Genomic DNA, 22331 nt, shown 5'->3' with positions numbered 1-22331 from the left:
GCTAACCTAAGACCTTCGCGCACCAATAAGCATTAATAAATAGAAAAAGAGAAGAAGACATGACCCAAACTTGCATCGTTATTGGCGCCAGCCACGCGGCGGCGCAGCTCACCGTGTCCCTCCGGCAGGAAGGTTGGGATGGCCAGATTTTAGTGATTGGCGATGAGGCCTATCTCCCTTACCACCACCCTCCCCTATCCAAAGCCTTTCTCTCCGGCGATCAATCAGCACAAGACATACTCATCCGCAAGCCCAACTTCTACGAGCAAAAAGACGTCGAATTTAAACTGGGCGCGCGGGTGGAAGACATCGATCGCTTGGCCAAAACGGTTACCTTGGATTCTGGCGAAAAGCTTAACTACGACAAACTGGCGCTGTGCACCGGCTCTAGAGTGCGGAAAGTGGAGTTACCCGGTATCGACCTGCCAGGCATCCATTACCTGCGGGATTTAAAAGACGTGGCCGGAATTCGCGAAGAGATACAACCGGGCAAGCACGCGGTGATTGTAGGGGGTGGCTATATTGGTTTGGAAACCGCCGCGTCTCTTAAAAAGCTGGGCATGCAAGTCACCGTGTTGGAAATGGCGCCTCGGGTACTGGCACGGGTAACCGCTCCGGAGCTGTCTGAGTTTTATACCCGTGTGCACACCGAGGAAGGCGTGGCAATCAAAACTGGTATCGCGGTAGCTGCGTTTGAGGGCGACGGCCGGGTGCAGCAGGTTGTGTGCGCCGATGGCAGTAATTTCCCCGCCGATTTGGTTGTTATCGGGGTGGGCATTGTCCCCAATGTAGAGCTGGCCATGACCAGCGGCCTTACTGTGGATAACGGTGTCGTGGTTGACGAATTCGGCCGCACCGATGACCCCGATATTGTCGCCGCCGGCGATGTAACCAACCACTACAACGGTATCTACGACATACGCCTGCGTTTGGAGTCGGTGCCCAACGCATCCGACCAAGCTAAGTCTGCCGCCGCCGCTATTTGTGGCAAAGAAAAGGTGTACTGCACCCTGCCTTGGTTTTGGTCAGATCAATACGATCTGAAACTGCAAATCGCAGGCCTTAGCCAGGGTTACGATCAAGTGGTAGTACGCGGTGACATTCAATCCGGGCGTAGCTTCTCCGCGTTTTATTTACGCGAGGGTAAACTCATCGCCGCAGACTGTGTGAACCGGCCAGCTGAATTTATGCTGGCTAAAAAGGTACTGAGTACGGACGCCAAGCTGGACATTACTAAATTGGCAGACGAATCCGTACCGCCTAAAGAGTTAATCCTGTCCTAAAGCAAGCGGTTATTGCGGGTGTTAAAACTCCACCCGCATACCTTTTTCATGCCGCACTAACGTTCTTTGGCGCCATTGCCGAGGGTGTTGCAAAGGGTTGCTATCCACACACAACAGTGTTTGCTGGCCGCCATTGCTGTCGATCCGCTCTGGCAACACCACCGGGGCATGCCGGCTGGCAATAAAATCGGCTAGGTGTGCACTGCCTTCTATATCGGACAGCTCAGCCAGGGAGATAAACGTTGGCGGTGTGAATTGCAGCTCACCGGCCCAGTACTTATCCAAAGCCGCCTGGGGGGTTAGCCAGCAGTGGTCGATAATCTCGTGCTGGTCAATATTAATAGGCTGGCCATGGGGCATGTCAGCGATAAAGTACCAAGTGCTGTAACGCTTGGCCGAGAACTCCGGCGTGGTCCAATGGGCAAAATAATGCAGCGTTTGCTCACTGGCATCAACACCACACTCTTCTTTGGTTTCCCGCAACGCGGCAGTTTGGATGGCGCCGTTTAAGGTTTGATCTTGCGGCGAAATCGTCTGCACCGTGTCTGTAAAGTCTTCATCTTCGATGCGGCCTCCGGGAAAAACCCAGGAACCGGCAGCAAAACCCGCATCTTGCGATCGCTTCAACAGTAGCACCTCAAAGCTGTCTTTCACCCTGGCGCTGGGCCGCGTCAAAATCAAGGTTGCCGCAGGTACGGCGATGGTTGGCGTATCGTTCATGGCACTCATTGCTCTGCGTCGTTGTTATTTGTGTTTGGACGGCTGCAGCTGTGCTAATCGAGCTGCACCAAAATTTCAATGGTTGCCAAAAGTTTAGTCGAAAACCCGCACAGTGATACCAAATTAGGCGTAAACAGCGCTAAGATTGAGGGAGAGACAGATCCTGGACCAGCAAGCGCTGATACGTCTCTAACGTGGCGGTAGACAACAACGATTCAAAATTGATTGCCGATGACGGTTGAATTTTACTGGCATCAAAGCCACTGCCGGCATAGCGCGCGTTGCGGCTTGGCGCATTCATCATCGCCGGGGCGTAGGGCAAATTGATAAACTGGCAGAGCCGTTTGAGGGTCTCTTCTGGCGATTGCACCAGGCCTTCAAAGGAAACGATTGCCGGCGGCAGCAGATTATCGTGTTGGCCGTGTTGATCGTGTATTTGCGCAATAAATTCCACACAACGCTGCCAACGAAACGCCGCAATATTTGCACTGCGCCGCTCTCGCTGGATGATGGAGCTAATCACCGCATTGGGCTCTCGTAAAATACACACCGACTGCACGGGCCCGCGCGCCACATAATCCATTAAGCTCAATTCACTGCGCGGGATTAAATTCCACAATTTGCGCTTACGCAAAAAACCGTTAACCCCCAAAATTTTGTAGCAGCGATGGTAGCGTTTAGACCACTCCAATTGATTAGGCACGCACAATTTATTACCGCGAATTTTGCCACCGGTAACATGAAAGACAGCGCCAGTGAATTCTTCATCGAGCATGGCAACCTCAGGGTGGCTACCCAACGCGGCGGTAACAATGGTCGTTCCACCGCGCGACGCGCCCAAAACCAACAACGTTGTGTTGCAGTCCAATGTCGAACCCTTCCACAGTGCCTAAAAGCCGCCATTGTAACGCTTAAAATAACTAAGCCACCAAGCAACTAAGGAAAAACCTAGGAATCTGTGAATTCACGCGCCATCAGTTTTGCCGCGGCTAGATTCAGCTTACCGCTGCCCAATTTTGGAATAGATTCCACGCAGTAAAAGCGAGCTGGGATCACCAGCGGGTTAACCCCCACATCGATCAATTGCTGTTTAAAACTATCCACCTCAGCCACGCCTGCCACTAGGGCAATAATCTTCTCGCCCTTTTTATCATCGGCAATATTCACAGCTACACACTCGGGCTCATTGCCGGGCATCACTGTTTTAACCGCCTCTTCTACTCTGGCCAGGCTCACCATCTCGCCGCCAATTTTAGCGAAGCGAGAGTAGCGGTCGATGATGGTTAAAAAGCCGTCGCCATCTAGAACCCCCTTATCACCGGTGACGTACCAGCATCGGCCGTCTTGTTCAATGATGACCTGATTGGTTTTCTCGGGGTTATTTAAGTAGCCCTGCATCACTTGGCCGCCGGCGATTAAAATCATGCCGGCCTCCCCCGCCGGTAATGGCTGCCGTGTTTCTGGGTCGACGATACGAAAACAGGTTCCTGGTAACGGCAGGCCAACCGAGCCAATTTTGTTGCCCTCCTGTACGCGCCAGCTGCGCGGGTCTATGCCGTCGGGGATATTCACGCTGGCCACGGGTGTGGTTTCCGTCGCACCGTAACCTTCATAAATAACTTTTTTGAATTTCAGCTCAAAGCCTTGCCTAACTTCGGGTGTTAATTTCTCTGCGCCGGCTACCACCACGCGCAAGGAATCTAACATCAGTGGTTCTACTTTTTTATTGCGGGTGTATAAACGCAGAAAACTGGCCGTTCCGCACAAAATAGTGCCCTGATATTTAGCGATGGCCTTGGCCGTGGCAAAGACGTCGGTTGGGTCTGGATGGCAGATGGCGGCGATGCCCTCCACCATAGGGAGCAAACTGTTTACCGTAAGACCAAACGAGTGGAACAACGGCAAACAAGCCACCATTTTATCTTGCCCCTGGGTGTTTAAAACATCGCTGATTTGCTTGATATTACCCATAAGATTGCGGTGGCTGAGTACTATGCCCTTGGGGGTACCCTCACTGCCGCTGGAGAATAAAATCTGCGCCGGCTGATCAATCCCCATCGGGCGACCAAATACTCTCACTAACGCCTTTGCTGGCAACGCCAATGCACAGGTAAATTGCCACAGCCAGCGCGCCTTAGAAGGCGCTTTCATTACATCTTCTAGGTAGACCAAGTTTGCCGACATCAAGTTAGGCTGCACATCAATGCCCTTGGCTTTGAGCTTTTGTAAAAATAATTTAGAGGTGAGTATGCAATCGATGGCGGCATTGTTCAGCGCCGATTCGATCACCGTATTGCCCGTCGTGTAATTTAAGTTAACCGCACATTTGCCGCTGAGCATTACCGCTAGGTTAGCAATGATGCCTGGTGCGCTGGTTGGCAATAGCACACCCACATTCGACTGCTGGGTAAATTGGCGTACTTTGCCTGCCAATAAAGTACTGGCCGCGACCATTTTTACGTTGCTGTAGGCACCACCGTTAGACTCGTAGACCGATTTAGCCAATGGCCGACTTTTGGCCTGCTTGAGCCAAGCCAAGGGTACTGGGTCCAACGTTGTGGTGTAGTTTTCCCAGGCGTCAATGGACAATTCAAACACTTTTTGTTTTAACTGCTCCGCCGTGGTGTGTATTGCCAAGGGTTGACCAAATGCGACGATAATATTGCGCTTGGCTTCCGTACTGGTGTTAGCGCGCAGTTTTTCGCTGCGCGAGCGCGATAGTTTACTGCCCCACAGGCCACGCAAATAAAACGGTACGATTACCGCATCCTGCTCGGCGAGGGTTTCACAGGCACGTTCAAAGCCACGTTTAAATTGGGCTAACTGACCGTTACGGCTGATGGTGCCCTCGGGAAATATACACACTACCTCACCCTGGCGCAGCAGCTCAGCCACCTGGGCCAAAGACGCTTTACTGTTACCCGGGCTGATTGGAATAGCGCCAAAGAACTTTAAAATGGGTTTTAGATACCACACCTGATAAATATCACGGATCATCACAAAGCGCACAGCCCGTGGGCATGCCACCTGCACCAGGGCCCAATCGATCCAACTAATATGATTACCCAGCAGTAACACGCCGCCGCGACGAGGCAAATGATCGAAGCCAGAAACCGATACCTGATACCGGTGCTTAAGAATGGCACCGGCCACCAGGCGCGCCAGGGAATGCGGCAGCTGCACCACGGTGTAACAGAAACCCACTGCGGCCACGGCGGTTAAAAAATAAAATAACTGGGTAGAGCGAAAGCCAAACCAAGCAAAGGCCACGGTTAAGCCCAAAAACGACAGCATAAAAAGATTTTGCACCCAGTTATTGCCGGCCAATACCGTGCCTAATTGGTCTTCCTTGGCGGTGTACTGAATTAAAGCGTTGAGCGGTACAATAAATAAACCACCACACAAACCAATAAAACAAAACAGCACGCCAATAGCCCAAGGGTTGGCCAACAATGGCAGAACAGCAAGGCCTGCGGTGATACCGGCGGCGGATAGAGGAATCCAACCAAGCTCCAAATGCGCCTTGGACAAACGACCGGCCAGCAGAGAACCCAGCACGATACCGATGCCCGTGGTAGCTAATAGCCCTTGAATCAATAGCGCGTTGCTGTCTTGCAACACTACTTTGGCGTGGGCCGGAAACGCGGCTAACATAACTTGCGATAGCGCCATAAAGACCGACAAACCAACAATGGATAACCAGATCGGCTTGTGGCTGCGAATAGCGCTTAAGTTGTTTGCCAAATACTGGCCACGCACATAGGCCCGGCGATCGAAGACTTTGCTGGTGTCGTCTTTGGATACCGTAGGCAGGCGAAAGCTAAGCAACAATTCCAAGGCGGACAAACCGACCAGGGCAAACCCCAATGGGTAGACCATTTGTAAGGTACTACTGGCGGTGTTGGCCCGGGGCTCATAAAACATCTCGAACAGGCCGGAGAACACCAAGGTGCCGGCTAAAATGGCGGCAATGGATGTGGCCTGAACAACGCCATTGGCACCGGCCAGCTGGTCGTCGTGGACCATTTCTCGAATAAGACCAAGCTTGGCCGGTGAGTAGATTGCACTTTGGATGGACAGCATCAAGGTGAGCGCAAACGCCAACCAAAACCACCCCTGGTAGTAGGCCAAGGTGATCAACACCGTGGCCACCACCACACTGGCAGCGCCCCAACGAATAACCTTATGTTTGGCAAAGCGATCAGACAAAAACCCTGCCGGGGTGAACAATAAAATAAACGGCAGCAAGATTAGACCATTGATAATGGCCGTAAAGATCACCTGTGAGCGATCGTCCCACACTTTGAGGATGGTATTTTGGATGGTGACCTTGTGCCCTAGGTCCACAAAAGCGTTTAAGAACACCACCAGCAGGTAAGGCATAAAGCCTGTGAGTTTGCGCAGCGATTGCATGGTTATTTCCAGTCCTTTGTTTGTCTGTTTGGTCGCATTCTGCCAATGGCGGCTTATTACACAACCTTCGTCGCAAATGTAGCCTATGTAACACCTTATGGTATCGTATTGTGATACTTTAATAGGTAGTTTACCCATTACGGAGAACCCCTATGCCGAGAAGCCCACACCCGCTCCTGGCCACACTCAAACGCAGCCTCAAGGCCAATGGTAAAACCTATGCCGACGTGGCAACAGCGCTGGGGCTCTCCCAGGCCAGCATCAAACGCCTACTGACATCGGATCAAATCTCCATCGGCCGATTGGAGCAGATCTGTAAGCTTATGGACATGGATATTGCGGATTTGTGCAAACAAATGGAGGAATCCAGCGGTCGCATAGAACACCTCAGCCACGACCAAGAATCGGAAATCGCCAAGGACTTAGTGCTTTTGCTGGTTACCGTGAGCGTACTCAATCGCTGGAGCTTGGCTCAAATCACCGACTTTTACACCATCGACGAGCACACCTGCATCCAGAAACTGGCTCACTTGGATCGACTGAAAATCATCGACCTGCTGCCTAAGAACCAAATTAAGCTGAAAGTGGCGGCCAATTTTAGCTGGCTGGATAACGGCCCCATCCAACAGTTTTTTCAACAAACCGTCGCCGCTGAGTTTTTTAAAACTCGGTTTAAAGAGGATGGCGAACAATTATTGGTCCTAAATGGCATGCTATCCAAGGCATCCAATCAGGAGTTTCAGCAAAAAATGCGGCGACTAGCCCGTGAATTTGAAGAGCTAAACCGAGAGGATGTGGCCCTGAATTTGGACCAACGGGAGGGCTCGACGGTGGTATTGGCGATACGCCGGTGGAACTACGATTTATTTAAACCGTTGATTAAAAACAGCACATGATGGAAGAAAAAAAGCGAGAGGGCCTGAGCTCACCTCTCGCCAATGGGATTGCAGGCAGATATTTAAAAGTTAGCTCTCAATCCAAAGATTAATTCCCGGCCGGTGGCGGTGAACTCGCGCACCAAATTAAAATCCCCCTGTGGCCCGGTGCTGTACAGCCGCTCTTCTTCGTTGGTGAGATTGATCACATCCAATGTGAGCGTGATATTTTGCGTGAGATTATAAAACGCCGACATATCCATCCGCGTTGGCCCCGTGGTACCTTCCGAGGCATTACCGGTGCCCCCCACCTGGGCCGTGACGTAGTCATCCCGGTCATTGATCACTAGGCGGCCGCCAAAATTATCTTGCTCGTAAAACACGCCGGCGTTGTAGCTGTTTTCAGATAGCCCCTCTAACGAGCCCACCACGCCATTGCCAAACACCGCTTCGGATTCCACATGGGTGTAGTTGGCGATAACGCCAAAGCCATCGATAAATTGATCTAAGGCGTGCTGATAGCCAATTTCAAAGCCATCTAACTCGGCGCCATCCCCGTTGACGTAGGATGCGATCTGCCAATCAGAGCTGTCCACCGCCACTACACTGGGGTCGTAACCGGGGCTGGCTGGATCGTACTCGGCGCGGGCCGCTACCACGGCGCGAATGTTATCCGGCAATACTTGGTTTTGCTCGGCGGAACCCGTGATAAAGCTGTCGATGTCTTTGTGGAAAAACACCAAGCTCAGCAAGGACTGCTCGGCAAAATACCACTCTGCACCAAAATCAATGGAATTGGCGCGTACCGGGTTGAGGTCTGGGTTGCCTATGTTGATTTCCCCGGCAATGGGCAACACGCTGGCGGTGGTAACCAAGCTGCCTAACCCAGGCCGAGATAAATTTCGCCCCATACTTAAGCGTAGTAAAAAGTCGTCCATTAATTCCCAACTAAAATTAACGGAGGGCAGATAATCGGTGTAGCTTTTATCCGATTGCAGCGCAATAAACCCACCCGCGCCATCAGAGGTTGCGCCAATGGAGGATAAATCCGTGGTCACCACACGCAAACCAGCATTGGCTACAAACGGCCGGCCCAACAGCGAGGTCTCGATTTCTAATTCAACATAACCGCCCAGGGTTTCCTCTTCGATACGGTAGGTTTCTGGGTTGCCCGGGTCGATGGCAAAATTACCGGCGTTAAATTGGCCGATGGCAGTACTGAAATCCGCCACTAACCAATTGGTAGGAAAGCCCCCTGGCGGATCGATAATATCGCCGTAGCTGTCAATTGCACCGGCAAAAGCACGGGTGTTCGACGCGTCCACCCCGGCTGGCGTTACTAACCCAACCGGAACACCTTTAAACGATTCCACCTCCCGTGAATTCCAAACCAAACCCGCGCGCAGGGTGGAGGCATCGTCTTCTACGCTCAAATCCAACCGAAAGGTTTCGTTGGTTCGATCGACCTTATCCAGGGCAATGTAATTACCCCACTCATACAGTGACGGGTCCAAAATATCAAAGCCGTAACTCATCTCGGCGATGTTGCTGTCGCTTGCAAACGAATAAGTAAAGGGGTGGCCGTCGATGGTGGTTAAATTTAACCGGTATTGCTCCTCATGGTGTTCCGATGTGGCCCGGCCATACATGGTGGTTAAGGTGATGGCGTCGGTTAAATCAAAACTGCCATTAACCACGGTTTGCAAAAATTCGGTATCGTGGGTTTGCTTGCGGCTTTCAGATCGCGGTTTAACACCGTCAAAGGTGCCGGCAATGATTCTTCTGCCGCTGCTGTCTAGGGTAATTTCTTGGGGCGTGATGGTTTCTTGTAGGTTACGAAACTGGCCGTAATAATTATAGGAAGTCACGTCAGCCTCTAGGCTCGAGCCAACGATATCCAGACCGAGCTCCATAGTATCGGTGGGTTGCCATTGCAACGCAATGTTGTAGCCGGTGCGTTCCTGTTCGCGGTTAAACGAATCCATTCGCGGCAGCCGTGCATGCCACATGTAATCCAATTGCTGGTTCGGGTCGATATCCGCATCCGGGTGATTGCCAGCGGCATTGGGTGTGCCATTAATCACAACATCAGCATCGGTACCCACCCAGGAGCGATTACCATTGGCGTAGGGCGATGTCCACAGCACCGTACCAAACCCTTCCTGGTGCACGGTGCGGTCCGAGCGCGTTAGCGCCACTAACACGCCCAGTGTTTCGTCGGCAAAGGTATCGCTGTACACAAAAGTGCCACGGGGGTCGGTTTCGCCGCTGTCGTAATTGTAAGAGCCCTGCAAACTAAAATTAATGGATCGGCCGGGCTGATCAAACGGTTTGCGAGTAAATAACTCCACGGTGGATGCCAAACCACCCTCTTCGATGTGCCCTACGCCACTTTTATTAATAGTGATGCGATTAAACAGCTCGGAGCCAAAAATATTAAAATCGAAATCCCGCCCGCGATTGGTCGCACCGGAGGAATCCAAGCCACCGGTACTTGCGGGCACCTCCATGCCATTTAACGTGGTGCGCGTAAACCCGGGACCAAGGCCACGAACGGTAATATTACGGCCCTCGCCCCCCTCACGGGTAATGGCAACACCGGGCACCCGCTGAAGGGATTCAGCCAAGTTTAAATCCGGCATTTTGCCAATGTCTTCGGCGACAATGCTTTCCGATTGTTGCGCCATGGCGCGCTTTAAATCCCGCGCTGCCTCTAGCGAGCGCCGATAGCTGGTCACCACCACCTCTTCTAGCACAGTGGCAGATTGCGGCTCTTGGGTTTCTGAATCTTGGGCGGCGGCGCATTGTGCTCCGAGTACGGTCAAGGAAGCAGCTACGAAGCAACTGCCTTTTATGGCACTAAACAACGGCTTACGGCGGTGGGACAGAACGGACGAATCACCAGGTGTATTCATTCTTAAGGCTTCCTCTTATTATTTTTTTGTGCTGGCGTTACTGCGCAGTGACAGCCGATAATTTTGCACGCTGCCAAAAAGCGTACAACTTAAAAAATCAAAATAGTTCAGATGTGAACCAAAAGGCGAGGAACGAGCAAAACGACGTAAGAAAGAAGAAAGGTGAAGCGAGTAACAGGGAATATTTGGCTAAGGGCAAAGAAAAAAAAGCTCCGGCAACGCCGGAGCAAAGTGCTATGAAGCATTTAGTTCTGCAGTGAGTCGATGTACTCAGGCAGGAATAGGGAAATACTGGGTACGTAGGTAATGAGCATTAAGAAGCACAGCATCAACGCCAGCCAAGGTAAACAGGATTTGATAACCCAGCCAATTGGCTTTTTAGTAATACCCGCAGCTACAAATAGGTTGAGCCCCACCGGCGGCGTTAGCATACCTAGCTCCATATTGACCACCATGATGATACCCAAGTGGATAGGGTCGATACCCAGCTGCATGGCGATGGGGAACAAAATTGGCGCCATGATCAACAGAATTGCCGACGGCTCCATAAAGTTACCCGCCAACAACAACAGAATGTTAACCACGATTAGAAAACCCCAAGCCGGCAAGCCCCACTGAACAATTAACTCGGTAATCTCGTGCGGAATACGCTCGGTGGTAAGTACGTGGGCAAACAGCATGGCGTTGGCAATAACAAACAACAGCATCACACTGACTTAAGAGGCATCTTTAACGACTTTAGCGAATTCCGGATGAGTTACCGAATGCACGATACTCCACGGCAACACTGCAAGCGGGTCAACGCTACCAAATCAACTATCGCCGGCCTAATACCAAAGAACAAGCCCGTGCCTGGAAAGACACCCCGGAAATATGGCTGGATACCGCTTTAATCCAAAACACCGGCACCAATAGAAGCAATGACTCCGACGCGGTCGTCAATACAACAGAAACAACCGACAACCAATCAATTGCAGCCGCGCCTACCAAAATCGTTGCCGAACCGCTGCCAGAAGAGCCAAACCCAATAGAGCGCCTGCTTAACAGCGGGTCCACTGGCCCCAAGCCCGGCGATAACGCCGACAACCCCGTGCTGACCGGGCTAAAATTTTACTGGCAGCAAGCCAGCGAAGCCGAACGTGAGCAGTTTTTAATCTGGGTCAGTCAACAACCTTAGCCCCCAAGCCATAAATCCAGCACGCGCTGCTCGCTTATTCAGCCGTATTCAGACTACCCAGCCTGATTTCTCCCCCTTAGTTCACCCTTCTTTGCCCGCCCTCTTCCAACTTAGTCACGCCCTATGTCACGCTTCTAACAGACCATTGCCGAGTGGTTGAGCAGTTTCTGCTACACTATTTTTGGCGAATGGTGATCTGCTTTAGAAACCAATCGTTTAAGAATAAACGAATAAAACGTTAAGGGACGTTATGGACAACTTCAAAGGACAACTGAACACCTCATTAGTATTAAAACTTTTGCCGCTAGCGGCTATTGTATTGGCGGTTATTAGCTCGTACTACATCGTAATTGAAGGCCACGTAGGCGTAGTAAAACGCTTTGGCGAAGCCAAAACTCAACAAAGCCCTGGCCTACACTTTAAAATGCCGTTTATCGAAAGCGTTGAAATGATAGAAGTACGCACGCGCAAAAACGCTGAGAAAATGGCGTCCAGCACCAAAGAACAAATGCCGGTAACCGTGGAAGTATCGGTCAACTGGACAGTGAATAAAGAAGCAGCCCTGGACCTGTACAAGAAATACGGCGGCCTGAATCAATTTGAACAGCGTATCCTCGACCCTCGCTTCCGCTCGGCCACCAAAGATACCATCCCCCAGTTTGAAGCCGAACAGTTAATACAGGACCGGGCATCGGCGATCCACGGCATTGAGCGCAGATTATCCGAGGAAATGGCTGGTTTCCCCGTGGTTGTGGACAATATTCAAATCGAAAACATTGTGCTTCCGCAAAAATACATAAATTCCATCGAAATAAAACAAACCGAAAAAAACCTAGCGGCGGCGGAGGAGCACAAGCTAGAACGTCAGCGGTTAGAAGCACTGCGCGAGGTAAATACCGCGGACGCAAAAGCGAAGGGAATTTTAAAGATCGCCGAGGCAGAGGCTCAGTCTATTTTGTTGAAGGGTAAGGCTGAGGCCGAAGCCATTGAAGCAAAAGCCAAAGCCCTTAAAGACAACCCATTAATCGTTAAACTGACCGAAGCACAAAGCTGGGATGGAAAATTACCGCAAACGATATTGGGGGACGGCGCTATGCCCATCATGGACATGCGCCCCAGTAAAACCCCATAGGTTTAAGTCTATTCACCGGTGAACTTAGCTGGCCGTTTTTCAAAGAAAGCGGCCATGCCCTCGGCAAAATCTTTACTACGAATGCAATAATTTTGTAGCTGCGCCTCGCGCTCAGCAATTTGCTCAACGCTGGACGTTTTCGATTCTTTCAACAATAACTTAGAATAACGCAGCGTTAGAGGTGCCGCGGCGGCCACCTGTTGAGCCAACTCCTGGGCCTTGGCCATTAACACTTGGGCTGGTACCACGGCATTAGCCATACCATAGTGCTCACATTGCTGCGCGCTAAGCTTTTGCGACAGCGCGATCATCTCATAGGCTTTTTTCTGGCCCACATACTCACTAAGCATCTTGTGCAAACCACCGTCGGCGGTCAGGCCGATGCCGCCAAAGGCTGAATACAAGTAAGCATCCTCTGCCATCACGGTAAAATCGCAGGCCAACGCAATACTGGCACCGAACCCAGCTGCAGCGCCATTTACGGCGGCAATAAATGGTTTTTCCGCGCTGAGAATGCCTTCAATGATGGGATTGTATTCGTAGCGCAATTGGCGGGTTCCCCAGCCGTCTTCCGCCATACCTGGGGATTCTTCGGTTAAATCGGCTCCGGCGCAAAAGCCATTGCCATTACCAGCCAACACAACCACACGCACGGCCTTATCACAGTTCGCCGCCCGGATAGCATCAATGGTCTCTAAGCGGCACAAGCGATTAAGAGCATTGCGGGATTTGGGGCGATTAAAAGTGATGGTGGTAACGCCACTGTCGCTGGTATCGACGAGAATGGTTTGGTATTCGCTCATGTTGGCTGCCTGTTTGCGAGAGGCGCGCAATGGCATGCCTCTATGTCTTTGTTTGGTTTTATAAGCTAATTTTATACGCAATTATGGTAGGCAGGTTCCATATGGCAACCAATCACTCAGCCACCCGTTTTGATAGCCAAACAGCCCACCATCGGCCAGGCAAAAAAAAGCCCGCATTGCGGGCCTATAAAGAGTGTCTGTCATCGGCTAACAGCGAGGTTTACAAACTGAATAAACGGTAAAACAACCGCTTATTTAGGCTGCATACGCACGCCGGCGTCCATACGAATGGTTTCGCCGTTGATGTAATCGTTAGCGACGATATGAGCAGACAACGCGGCAATTTCGCTGGTTTTGCCTAAGCGGTGTGGGAATACCACAGAGGCTTCTAGTGATTTGATGTACTCCGGGTCGATCTTTTCGAACAGAGGTGTCCAAATAAGGCCTGGGGCAATGGTGTTTACCCGAATGCCGTAGGGTGCTAATTCTCGCGCCATGGGCAATGTCATACCCACTACGGCACCTTTGGTGGCAGAGTAAGCTACCTGGCCGATTTGGCCCTCATAGGCGGCCACAGATGCGGTGTTGATGATAACCCCGCGCACGCCGTCGTCGTTGACGGGTTCGTTGGCGGCCATTTTTTCCGCCGCCAGCCGCGCCACGTTGAAAGTACCCACTTGGTTCACCATGACCACACTCATGTAGGTATCCAAGGGGTGCGGGCCTTTTTTGCTAAGCGTTTTGCATGCCGGAGCTATACCGGCAAAGTTATTCACAATGTGGAGAGCCCCAAACTTGGCTACAACGCCATCAATACCAGCCTGAACGGATTCTTCGTCGGCAACGTTAACCTTGAAAAAAGCCACATTGCTGCCCAGCTTTTCCACCAGCGCGTTACCCAGTTCTTCATTGAGATCAAAAATAGCAACGTTGGCACCGTCCGCCGCGTATCGCTCTACGGTTGCTTGCCCCAAACCGGACGCGCCGCCTGTAACAATGGCCGTTTTACCTTTGATATCCATGAATTCCCCTTGCAATGTTAGGTGTGAGTATTTGCTCTGTTGTGCTTTGGGTGTGGTGCTGCGGTTGGGGCCAACAGCTTTAAAAACTACTCCCACACCTTTAGTTTGCATTTTCGACCATTATAGGGAGCGAAATACCGGCCAAACAAGGATATGATTGGACAATTATTGGCATTTTATGCCACAGCTAACCAAAGCTATAGGCCAACCGGAGCCTTAGATGAACGACATATCCATCCCTATTCCCCTGCTGAATGCGGCCTTGGCACCAGCCAAAGACCAGGGCTACCAGGTGGACCAGTGGCTAATACAGGCCAGCATCCCGCCGGTTATACTGCAGCAACCCAACGCCCGCATCAGTGCGGCTCAGTATTCCCATATGCAGTCTTTGGCGATCCGCGCCATGAACGACGAGCTCATGGGTTTCAGCCAAAGCCCGCAGCGTGTTGGCACTTCCCAAGCACTGTGCCACTGGTTGGTTACCACCAAGAATTTGGCCCAGGCGTTGGCTCGCATCAATCAGTTTTACGACCTATTGGGCCAAGGCTTTCGGGTGTCGTATTCCACATCGGCAAGCCACGCCAGTTTGAAGTTCGCTCCGGTAGTATCCGACGAAATAATTGCCCCCTTTGCTTACGAGCACTTTATGTTTGCCCATCATCGTGTATTAACCTGGCTAACCAGCCACGATGTACCAGTGCAGGCTGTGCATTTGAATTACAGCCGCCCCACGCACGGATCGGATTACCGGTTTATGTTTCCACCGGCGGAGATTCAATTTGACCGCGTGCAGTCCTTTTGTGAACTGTTGTTTGACCGAAGCCTTCTGTCGCTTCCTATCAAACAGGGCCAGGAAGATCTACTGCTGTTTCTGCGGCGACCGCTGTTTAACATTTTAATGAACGCCTACAGCGAGCAATCCTGGACGGCGCGTACCCGTACGGCGTTGCAATCGCTGCTGTACACGCGGCCCAATTTAGAAGCGGTGGCCGAACACTTGGATATCCATCCCAAGCGCCTACGACGGCGGCTAAAAAACGAAGGTATTGAGTATCAGGATTTAAAGGATCAACTGCGCCGGGATATCGCCATTAATGCTCTCACCCAAAGTGGCGAGTCTATTGAGGGCATTGCCGAGCTCACCGGTTTTGCCGAAACCAGTACGTTTACCCGCTCCTTTAAACGCTGGACGGGAGTCACCCCCTACACCTATCGCCGTAAGGTCGGTGGCTAGGTTAGGTGAATAATCACCGAGCATAAAAAAACGCCCACTGAGGGGCGCTTTTCGGTTTTTCAACGGCACTTCCCTGTGCCTAACATCCGCTTACTGGATGGTGTATTCCACTTCGTCTATGACTTCACCGTCCACAATGGCTTGCATTGTGTAACTGCCGGGCTTCATCCAACGCGACATAATGTTGCGGTAGTAAATCTTGTTGGAATAAAGCTTCTGACCGCGCTTGCTAAGCAATACGCTGCCGTTAGCACGCAGAATGGTTAGGGTCATTTCCGGTTCAATGGTGCGGTACTTACCGTCGAACATCACCAAGCGGGGCTTAATGAAATCGCCTTTTTCAACCACGGCACCGTCAACGAACGGCCCAACAAAGCGGCCACGGTAATTCGAAACTGCACCTTCAACCGCAATGGAAACGGTTTCGGTAACGGCTTCGGTGCCGGGCACATCAACTTCGCTGGTTAACGCCACGCTAAGCTCACTGTCCGCAATGCCGGCGTCCACCGTTGCTTCGAAGCTGAGTGCTGCTGCATCGTAGGCCGGTTGTACCAGGTCGTAACAAATGGCCATGCCATTGGCTATGGCAACATCGTTGAAGGCCACTTGCGTACCGGCGGTACCGAGTTGGTTTTCAACGCCAATGGTACCCACAGAGGAGTCGACATTGATGTTGTCAAAGGCAACCATAATCTCATAGGCCCCTGGGGTGTCATCGGCGTAACCCATAATGGCTACTTCAAAGTCGATGCTGTCATCGCCGTCGCCGGGGTACAACTTCATGTTGTCGTACTCAACGATGGTCACATCAGGACCAGCAGAAGCCAGGGTGACACCGGCAACTTCGCCCGGCGTGGTGCTTGGCGTTGGGATAACCATGTCGCGCCACAGAACTGCAATCAGATCATTAGGATCGGATACATCTGGGATCGGCGTGTTTTCCCAAGGCGTGGCGCCCTGCGAGGAGTTGAAGAACACAAAGCCGTCGTCGGTAAAGTTCATGCCACCCACAAAGTCCTCGCCGTAGAAGTTGAAGTTCTGGCTGCTAAACGCCGAGAAACTTACGCTATCTCCGGAGACGGTGGTGTCTGGCAAAATTCCAAACTGCTCCAGGTCTGTGTAGGCACCGCTGTTTGCAAATGGTGCAGCACAGGCGGCGTCTTCTTCACTGGTAACTGCCACGTAGGTAGGCTCAGAATCGGCCAAACTTGGCATGGCTACAGTCCACACAATCTTATCGCCAACCACTTCACCGCCGGCCGAAATAGAACCATCCACCAGGGTCATGCCGTCAGGAATGGCAGCAGTCACGGTGTAGGTGCGATCGGAGGTGGTCAGGTTGGGGATAATTTCCGCCAGGAAGCTAACGGAGTCTCCGGCTGCAGCGGTGTCAGTGCTGGCCGCAAAGGCAACGTCGTCCACTGAGCGAGTCAACTCAACTGGGATAATACCAATACCGGCAGGATCACCGGCGCTAGCACCAAGAGTGATGGTACCGTACAGCGTATCGCCTTCGGCAACGTTCTCCAGATCCCACAGCATACGCAGATCAAATGGCTCTAGCTCTGGCACAGCAGCTGGGCCAGTGACCGAGGCGTTACCTGCATCACCGGCAACCAAGGTGGTTTTTAACTCAGCGGTATCGGTACCGGCATCAGAAGCTTGCCAGTTTTGCACCAGCACCCACCAAGTGCCGGGGAAGATACCGGTAACATCACAGAACTCCTCAGCCGAAGCCGTGGCACTGATACAGGCTATTTCACCGTCGCCAGGTAGGCCGTCGCCGTCCAAATCGTAACCGATGTAAATGTCCAAATCGGGCGAGGTGGAGGTGGCATCGCTGGTGGCAGCAATCAAGCGGGTGGCAGTTTCATCCACTTCGATGGTTTTAAAGAAAACACCGTCGGCAAGATTATCGAACGGGGTGCTGTTATCGGAATCGCCGGCCAAAGACAAACTGGTGGAGGTTGGTGCAACCAAGCCAGTCAGCTCGATTTGCAGATCATCGATGGCAGCAGCGGTAAGGCCCTCAATAAGTGCGGAGTCGGCATCGCGGTGAGCCGTTAGCGCGACGTATTCAGGCAGTACACCGTTAGAAGGTACATAGGATACGGTCAGGTGTTGCTCAGGTAGGTCGCCACTAGGAGTCAGCGTTACCAGCTCGTGGTACCAGGTTTCTTCCAAGCCTGCAGCGTCAACCGTTACGGTTACGGTTTGCGATTCACCGGCAGCCAAACTGAAGCTGGCCGGTTGCGCAGTTACATTGGCAGCCGAGGTAGCAACGCTCCAGGTACCCGCCGTGGTGGCTGTGAAGCTACGCGTCCAAGTACACTCAATCAAACAGGCGCGGGTCAATAGGCCTGCCAAATTCAGCGTTTTAGGGTCGCCACCTAGGGCTGGATCTGCGGCTTCGAAGTTAGCGATGGTTTCATCCAATAACAGGCCTGCAGTAGAGGCCTTGCTCAGTTGAATAATACCGCCACCCACGTCGAAGGGGTCAGCCGGTGTTTCACCGTCCTCTTTCTTAGCGCCGGTGAAGTTTGCCGTGGTCATTAGGGCAGACAAGATCTCGGCGTCGGTCCACTCGGGGTGAATTTGCTTCATCAACGCGGTGGCACCTGCGGTGTGCGGGCTGGCCATGGAGGTTCCGCTTAGGAAGCCATATTCAACACCGTTATGCAGCGCAGCGTAGATATCGGTACCCGGCGCACCCACCGATACAGGCAGATAGTCTTGGCTAAGGTTCGGACCGCGAGAAGTACCACTGCTGGCAATGCCGCCCAGGGCTGGGTCAGAACCAAATGGCACTAGGTTATTGCTAATAACACCAGTATGGCCGGTACCGCTGGCCAACCAAGCTTTCACAGCCTCGCCGTCTTCGGCGCTGATCTGGATGGCAGGAATGACATGGGCATCGTTAACCAGAGAAGTTGCACCGCCAGCAACGTTGGCTAGGATACAACCGGCCGCACCGCCCTCACGCACGTTGATACACTTATCAACCCGAGCGATGGTACCACGCTCACACATAACGATTTCGTTGGTCCAAGTGCCCGCCGGGAATGGCGTTAAACACTGCTCAGGATCAACATCGCCGTTTTCGTAGTCACCGGCAAACACAATGGGGGCTGGACCCACACCACCAGACAGCGCCGCACCGGTGATATTGGCCGGAGGCAAAGTGTCACCGCCGGTCATGTCTTCCAGGGTTTTAGGGGCGATGGCTCGGTCGTGGGTAAAGTTACCGGAGTTGGTAATCCACGGCGCGCCAGTGCCACCCAAGGTTGCTGGGTCTGGGCCGTTGTTACCGGCGGAGTTAGCAATGGTAATACCGGCCGCACGGGCTGATAACCACGCCAGATCCATGGCATCTTCCCAAGGCGATGAATTCACAGGGGTGGTAGAACCGATGGAGTGGTTGACCACATCGACAATGCCATCGGCAATGATTTGGTCCAAGGCGGCAACTCGGTCACTGGTGTAACAACCGTCTTCGCCACACACCTCTAGCGCAATAATATTGGCCCGCGGGGCCACGCCAGAGATGGAAATTTCCAAACCCGTGGGCGTGCCTTCGGTATCAAATACAGGCGCTTTTACCGGGTTACCACCAGCAGTACTGGCGACGTGGGAGCCGTGGCCGTCGAGATCTTCCGAATTGTTTTCGGTGATACTGGCCTCAAGGAAGGAGTAACGGCCAATCAATTTGCTGTTACATTCCACCTCGGCGTCGTAGTCGGCACTGACGGGGTTACAAATACCCAAGTAAGTGCCGTCACCCAGTGGGTTAACGTGCTCGTAGCCATCACTGGCCACCGCCGCAAACGAAGGATGATCGCCGTTGATACCGCTATCCATAATAGCGATGACAATGCCCTCGCCTTTTGCGGCTATACCATTGGCTTCGCCGTCCCAAATAAAAGGCGCTTCAATGTAGGTTGGGCCGCGATCGGTTTGCAGCTGGTCGATGCGGTCACGTTGGATTTTGGCAATTCCTGGCAAGCTGGAAACGCGCTTGGCTTCCTCTTGGGTCATGCTCAAAGTGACGCCGTTGATGGCGCTTTGGAAGCGATGTTTAACGTCCAGACTGCGGCCCAAACGGTTGCTGATTTGGCTTTCCATCTCAACCTGACGCTGTTTTAAATAACCAACATAGGCTTGAGATTCGGAGCTTTTGGCGTTGAATCTGGTTGTGGATTTTTGGCCTAGGCCGGATTTACCTAGGGCGCCTTTTAAGCTTTTGCTTTGGCTGGACGCCAAGCCTGGAATTTTACCGCTGTAGGTGGCCAGTGGCTCTTCTTCAAAACGGACAATGTAGCGATGTTCTCCGCTAATGCCCTTTTCTGGGACAAAGACTTTCTTATCTATGCGATTAACCGATTTATCGGCTTTGACTGGGTCAGTCGCAGCTTGCAATATGGCGGGCTGTTGTTTGGTGGACTGTACCGCTGTGGATACTTGCGCCCACATGCCCCCCGACAACATTACCGACAACGAAGCCGCTGCTAGTAGTTTTTTGTTCATTGTATATCCCCGTTGCTCCCAACGATTTGCAGGTAGTAGTGGGAGTGCGTTGCTAGACAAGGTTTTGGCACCGCTAGATCATGCGCGTATAAACCGAAAACCCCACTTCCCTTTGCTTTGCATTTATTCTGTCGATGCCTCCCATCAAACCCGCCATTGCATAGTCCGTTAAAACTGGCTTAAGCAAACAAGCGACTAACACTGCTTAACAATTCACACGATCAACAACAAACCTGACTTGGGCACAAACAAAAAACAAGGTAATAACCCAAAGACAACTGGGCCATTAGAGTAAACTGACGTTCGGATGGATACTCCCCTCAATGAACAAAACAACAACGGTTGAGTTTATTGAGAAAAGCGCCCTTGAGTGAGTTATTTTCTGACTATAACAGCATTAAAGTGATAATAATTCGTCACGGTTCAATAAACCGGTAAGAAAAAATTCTCTCGCTCACGGGCTATTATCGTTATTTATATTGCGCTGTGAATGATTTATCACTTGTGAAAACTGGGCTTTACTAATCTTATCGATTGGCTCTTGCCAGACTATGCCGTGGTTAAAGCCAACATGCCGGCGGCCGGTTAAATCGATAACTTGAGCACCGTGTAGATCCGGCACATCAAGCTCCCAATCACTGAGGCCATTGCCAGCGCGGCTGTAGGCTTTTTTTGGCTGTAGCCGGTTATTCCACAGGCCTGACAAAAACAACGCGTAGTCTTTTTTGTTGTGAGTTAAATAAACCTGCTGCGGATTTACCAAGGTTAAGCGCTGCAACAGCGGCGCAATGTCATCGACATCAATATCCGCTTGGTGCAATAGGCCCGCGCCAAATTGAAAATCAAAGGCGACATCCTCACGCTGCAACATCAGCAGCAACAAGTAATGGCCTAGGCTGTGCACCAAGAGATTGACGGCCACACCGCGTCGCTGTAACGGCTTAAGTATGTGTTGGCCAAACAGCTGCATGGCTTGCTGCAGGTGCGCAACGGTATGCTCGGCCAGCTGGCGGGCTGCGCGATACTGGGCGTGGCGGTCGTAAACCGATTTTAACGCTGTGAGCCGGGCGACTATGCGTGTGGCCGGGTGGGTCATCATCAACGCCGAGGCCAACAGGTGGGGAATGGATCTTGGGTTGTAGGAGCGCGATGGCCAACTGAACAGAAACACGTTAACCCGGTAGTAACGTTGAATTTGCCGGCACACTTTAATGCTGTCGGCCAGGGTTTGATTGTTACCGTGTAAAAAAAAGAGCCAGGGCGTGTTGTCGTTGTGATCAACCAAGCGCTGTAAACACGCTGCTTGTTGGTGCTCTTCCACCACTGCCAGCTGCACGCCAGGTATTTTAGAACCCACGGCGCCGCGAAAACTGCGTGCCCATCTCTTTGCCACCCGCTGAGTTTTGCGTTTGAAGCCCTGGCGTTTGGGTGGATCCTGCGGCGGGCCGTCGGGTACGGTCACCATCGGCGGCAAAGTTATGGCGTAGCCAGTACTGAATTGGCATTGCAACAAGTGCAGTTGGTCGTCTAGGGTATCGTCCAACACTAAATCTGGCCGGTGCTTGCGAATACGGCGATTAGTGGCAATCAATAGCTGTAAATCTGGCTCCTGGCTGCTCACTGGTTACCCCGCCCTATGGTTCGGCCTATAACTGATCGGCCTATAAATGTTTTAGCACCGGTGCATAGGAGCGCCGATGGATTGCACTGACCCCTTGGTCGGCCAGGGCCTGTAGATGAACTTTGGTGGGATAGCCCTTGTGCTTGGCAAAACCATAGCCAGGATAAGTCGCCTCGGCCGCTACCATTTCCCGGTCTCGTGTAACCTTGGCCAGAATGGACGCGGCGGCAATACAAGGCACCCGCGCATCACCGGACACCACCGCCTCGGCAGGATAATGCCATCGGGGTATTTTATTGCCATCCACCAACACATGCTCGGGTTGCACCGGTAGGCCCTCCACCGCACGTTTCATAGCCAACAGGCTAGCCTGCAGAATATTCAACTGGTCAATTTCCGCCACGCTGGCCCTGGCAATGCAATAGGCGTGAGCTTTTTCTTTGATCTCATCGAACAATCGCTCGCGCTTTTTCTCGGAAATCTTTTTTGAGTCCGCCAGCCCTTCTATAGGGTGATTTGGATCTAAAATAACAGCGGCGGTAACCACATCGCCGGCCAAGGGGCCGCGCCCTACTTCGTCCACGCCAGCCAAGAGATGCCCGCTATAGATAG

15 protein-coding genes and 1 pseudogene are annotated in these 22331 nt (G+C 52.2%); 6 read left to right on the top strand and 10 right to left on the bottom strand.

Translation table 11 applies throughout. From position 1 onward, the window contains the following. Positions 1 to 59 precede the first annotated feature (59 nt). Complete coding sequence (locus ACGHM3_RS06975) at positions 60 to 1283, top strand: FAD-dependent oxidoreductase (protein ID WP_345417330.1); 1224 nt, start codon at positions 60 to 62, stop codon at positions 1281 to 1283. Positions 1284 to 1304: 21 nt separating this feature from the next. On the opposite strand, the gene ACGHM3_RS06970 is transcribed toward ACGHM3_RS06975, so the two are convergent. The 3 genes from ACGHM3_RS06970 to ACGHM3_RS06960 all read right to left on the bottom strand — a co-directional run bounded on the left by ACGHM3_RS06970 (position 1305) and on the right by ACGHM3_RS06960 (position 6416). Further along, positions 1305 to 2003 carry an NUDIX hydrolase gene (locus tag ACGHM3_RS06970; protein ID WP_345417327.1) on the bottom strand — a complete coding sequence of 233 codons (699 nt, stop codon included), beginning with the start codon at positions 2001 to 2003 and terminating at the stop codon, positions 1305 to 1307. Positions 2004 to 2142: 139 nt separating this feature from the next. Beyond that, positions 2143 to 2871 carry a hypothetical protein gene (locus ACGHM3_RS06965; RefSeq protein WP_345417324.1) on the bottom strand — a complete coding sequence of 243 codons (729 nt, stop codon included), beginning with the start codon at positions 2869 to 2871 and terminating at the stop codon, positions 2143 to 2145. An 80-nt stretch (positions 2872 to 2951) separates the two neighbouring features. Next, positions 2952 to 6416, bottom strand: a complete 3465-nt coding sequence (locus ACGHM3_RS06960; RefSeq protein WP_345417320.1) for an acyl-[ACP]--phospholipid O-acyltransferase — start codon at positions 6414 to 6416, stop codon at positions 2952 to 2954. Positions 6417 to 6568: 152 nt separating this feature from the next. On the opposite strand from ACGHM3_RS06960, the gene ACGHM3_RS06955 reads away from it, so the two are divergent. Then, the gene (locus tag ACGHM3_RS06955) at positions 6569 to 7312 is read left to right on the top strand and encodes a helix-turn-helix transcriptional regulator (protein ID WP_345417318.1); all 744 of its coding nucleotides are present in this window, start codon (positions 6569 to 6571) and stop codon (positions 7310 to 7312) included. A 62-nt stretch (positions 7313 to 7374) separates the two neighbouring features. On the opposite strand, the gene ACGHM3_RS06950 is transcribed toward ACGHM3_RS06955, so the two are convergent. After that, positions 7375 to 10206, bottom strand: coding sequence for a TonB-dependent receptor (locus ACGHM3_RS06950; RefSeq protein WP_345417315.1), 2832 nt, complete (start codon positions 10204 to 10206; stop codon positions 7375 to 7377). Positions 10207 to 10253: 47 nt separating this feature from the next. Here ACGHM3_RS06950 and ACGHM3_RS06945 point away from each other — a divergent pair, with 47 nt between their 5' ends. Further along, positions 10254 to 10466 (top strand): hypothetical protein, encoded by a 213-nt coding sequence (locus ACGHM3_RS06945; RefSeq protein WP_345417312.1) that lies wholly within the window; start codon positions 10254 to 10256, stop codon positions 10464 to 10466. Here the strand turns inward: ACGHM3_RS06945 and ACGHM3_RS06940 are convergent. Next, a pseudogene (locus ACGHM3_RS06940) lies at positions 10452 to 10922 on the bottom strand (TRAP transporter large permease subunit); the annotation flags it as partial. The gene ACGHM3_RS06945 and the pseudogene ACGHM3_RS06940 sit on opposite strands and share 15 nt — an antisense overlap. 29 nt (positions 10923 to 10951) lie before the next feature. Between ACGHM3_RS06940 and ACGHM3_RS06935 the strand changes: the two are divergent. Both ACGHM3_RS06935 and ACGHM3_RS06930 read left to right on the top strand, forming a co-directional pair. Further along, entirely contained in the window at positions 10952 to 11383 is a 432-nt protein-coding gene (locus ACGHM3_RS06935; RefSeq protein WP_390518231.1) for a DUF2057 family protein, read from the top strand. 250 nt (positions 11384 to 11633) lie between these two features. Then, positions 11634 to 12515 carry a prohibitin family protein gene (locus ACGHM3_RS06930; RefSeq protein WP_345417310.1) on the top strand — a complete coding sequence of 294 codons (882 nt, stop codon included), beginning with the start codon at positions 11634 to 11636 and terminating at the stop codon, positions 12513 to 12515. 8 nt (positions 12516 to 12523) lie between these two features. On the opposite strand, the gene ACGHM3_RS06925 is transcribed toward ACGHM3_RS06930, so the two are convergent. Both ACGHM3_RS06925 and ACGHM3_RS06920 read right to left on the bottom strand, forming a co-directional pair. Continuing rightward, complete coding sequence (locus ACGHM3_RS06925) at positions 12524 to 13318, bottom strand: enoyl-CoA hydratase-related protein (RefSeq protein ID WP_345417308.1); 795 nt, start codon at positions 13316 to 13318, stop codon at positions 12524 to 12526. Between the two features lie 251 nt (positions 13319 to 13569). Further along, positions 13570 to 14340, bottom strand: coding sequence for an SDR family NAD(P)-dependent oxidoreductase (locus ACGHM3_RS06920; protein WP_345417304.1), 771 nt, complete (start codon positions 14338 to 14340; stop codon positions 13570 to 13572). A 220-nt stretch (positions 14341 to 14560) separates the two neighbouring features. On the opposite strand from ACGHM3_RS06920, the gene ACGHM3_RS06915 reads away from it, so the two are divergent. Further along, the gene (locus ACGHM3_RS06915; RefSeq protein ID WP_345417301.1) at positions 14561 to 15574 is read left to right on the top strand and encodes an AraC family transcriptional regulator; all 1014 of its coding nucleotides are present in this window, start codon (positions 14561 to 14563) and stop codon (positions 15572 to 15574) included. A 90-nt stretch (positions 15575 to 15664) separates the two neighbouring features. On the opposite strand, the gene ACGHM3_RS06910 is transcribed toward ACGHM3_RS06915, so the two are convergent. From ACGHM3_RS06910 to rnhB, 3 genes are all read right to left on the bottom strand, one after another. Then, positions 15665 to 20098: a S8 family serine peptidase gene (locus tag ACGHM3_RS06910; RefSeq protein WP_345417299.1), complete on the bottom strand. Its 4434-nt coding sequence runs from the start codon at positions 20096 to 20098 to the stop codon at positions 15665 to 15667. Between the two features lie 454 nt (positions 20099 to 20552). Then, positions 20553 to 21719: an alpha/beta hydrolase gene (locus ACGHM3_RS06905; RefSeq protein ID WP_345417296.1), complete on the bottom strand. Its 1167-nt coding sequence runs from the start codon at positions 21717 to 21719 to the stop codon at positions 20553 to 20555. Between the two features lie 40 nt (positions 21720 to 21759). Further along, the gene (gene rnhB / locus ACGHM3_RS06900) at positions 21760 to 22329 is read right to left on the bottom strand and encodes a ribonuclease HII (RefSeq protein ID WP_345419123.1); all 570 of its coding nucleotides are present in this window, start codon (positions 22327 to 22329) and stop codon (positions 21760 to 21762) included. Positions 22330 to 22331 lie beyond the last annotated feature (2 nt).

The sequence above is a fragment of the Halioxenophilus aromaticivorans genome, assembly GCF_042850945.1.
In the GTDB taxonomy this organism is placed as follows: Bacteria; Pseudomonadota; Gammaproteobacteria; order Pseudomonadales; family Cellvibrionaceae; genus Halioxenophilus; species Halioxenophilus aromaticivorans.
This window is presented reverse-complemented; position numbering and strand designations above follow the sequence as displayed.

What these genes read in the sequence shown, in the direction of transcription:
- ACGHM3_RS06975 (WP_345417330.1), top strand. Translation starts at nt 60, where the DNA reads ATGACCCAAACTTGCATCGTTATTGGCGCCAGCCACGCGGCGGCGCAG.
- ACGHM3_RS06970 (WP_345417327.1), bottom strand. Translation starts at nt 2,003, where the DNA reads ATGAACGATACGCCAACCATCGCCGTACCTGCGGCAACCTTGATTTTG.
- ACGHM3_RS06960 (WP_345417320.1), bottom strand. Translation starts at nt 6,416, where the DNA reads ATGCAATCGCTGCGCAAACTCACAGGCTTTATGCCTTACCTGCTGGTG.
- ACGHM3_RS06955 (WP_345417318.1), top strand. Translation starts at nt 6,569, where the DNA reads ATGCCGAGAAGCCCACACCCGCTCCTGGCCACACTCAAACGCAGCCTC.
- ACGHM3_RS06950 (WP_345417315.1), bottom strand. Translation starts at nt 10,206, where the DNA reads ATGAATACACCTGGTGATTCGTCCGTTCTGTCCCACCGCCGTAAGCCG.
- ACGHM3_RS06930 (WP_345417310.1), top strand. Translation starts at nt 11,634, where the DNA reads ATGGACAACTTCAAAGGACAACTGAACACCTCATTAGTATTAAAACTT.
- ACGHM3_RS06925 (WP_345417308.1), bottom strand. Translation starts at nt 13,318, where the DNA reads ATGAGCGAATACCAAACCATTCTCGTCGATACCAGCGACAGTGGCGTT.
- ACGHM3_RS06920 (WP_345417304.1), bottom strand. Translation starts at nt 14,340, where the DNA reads ATGGATATCAAAGGTAAAACGGCCATTGTTACAGGCGGCGCGTCCGGT.
- ACGHM3_RS06915 (WP_345417301.1), top strand. Translation starts at nt 14,561, where the DNA reads ATGAACGACATATCCATCCCTATTCCCCTGCTGAATGCGGCCTTGGCA.
- ACGHM3_RS06910 (WP_345417299.1), bottom strand. Translation starts at nt 20,098, where the DNA reads ATGAACAAAAAACTACTAGCAGCGGCTTCGTTGTCGGTAATGTTGTCG.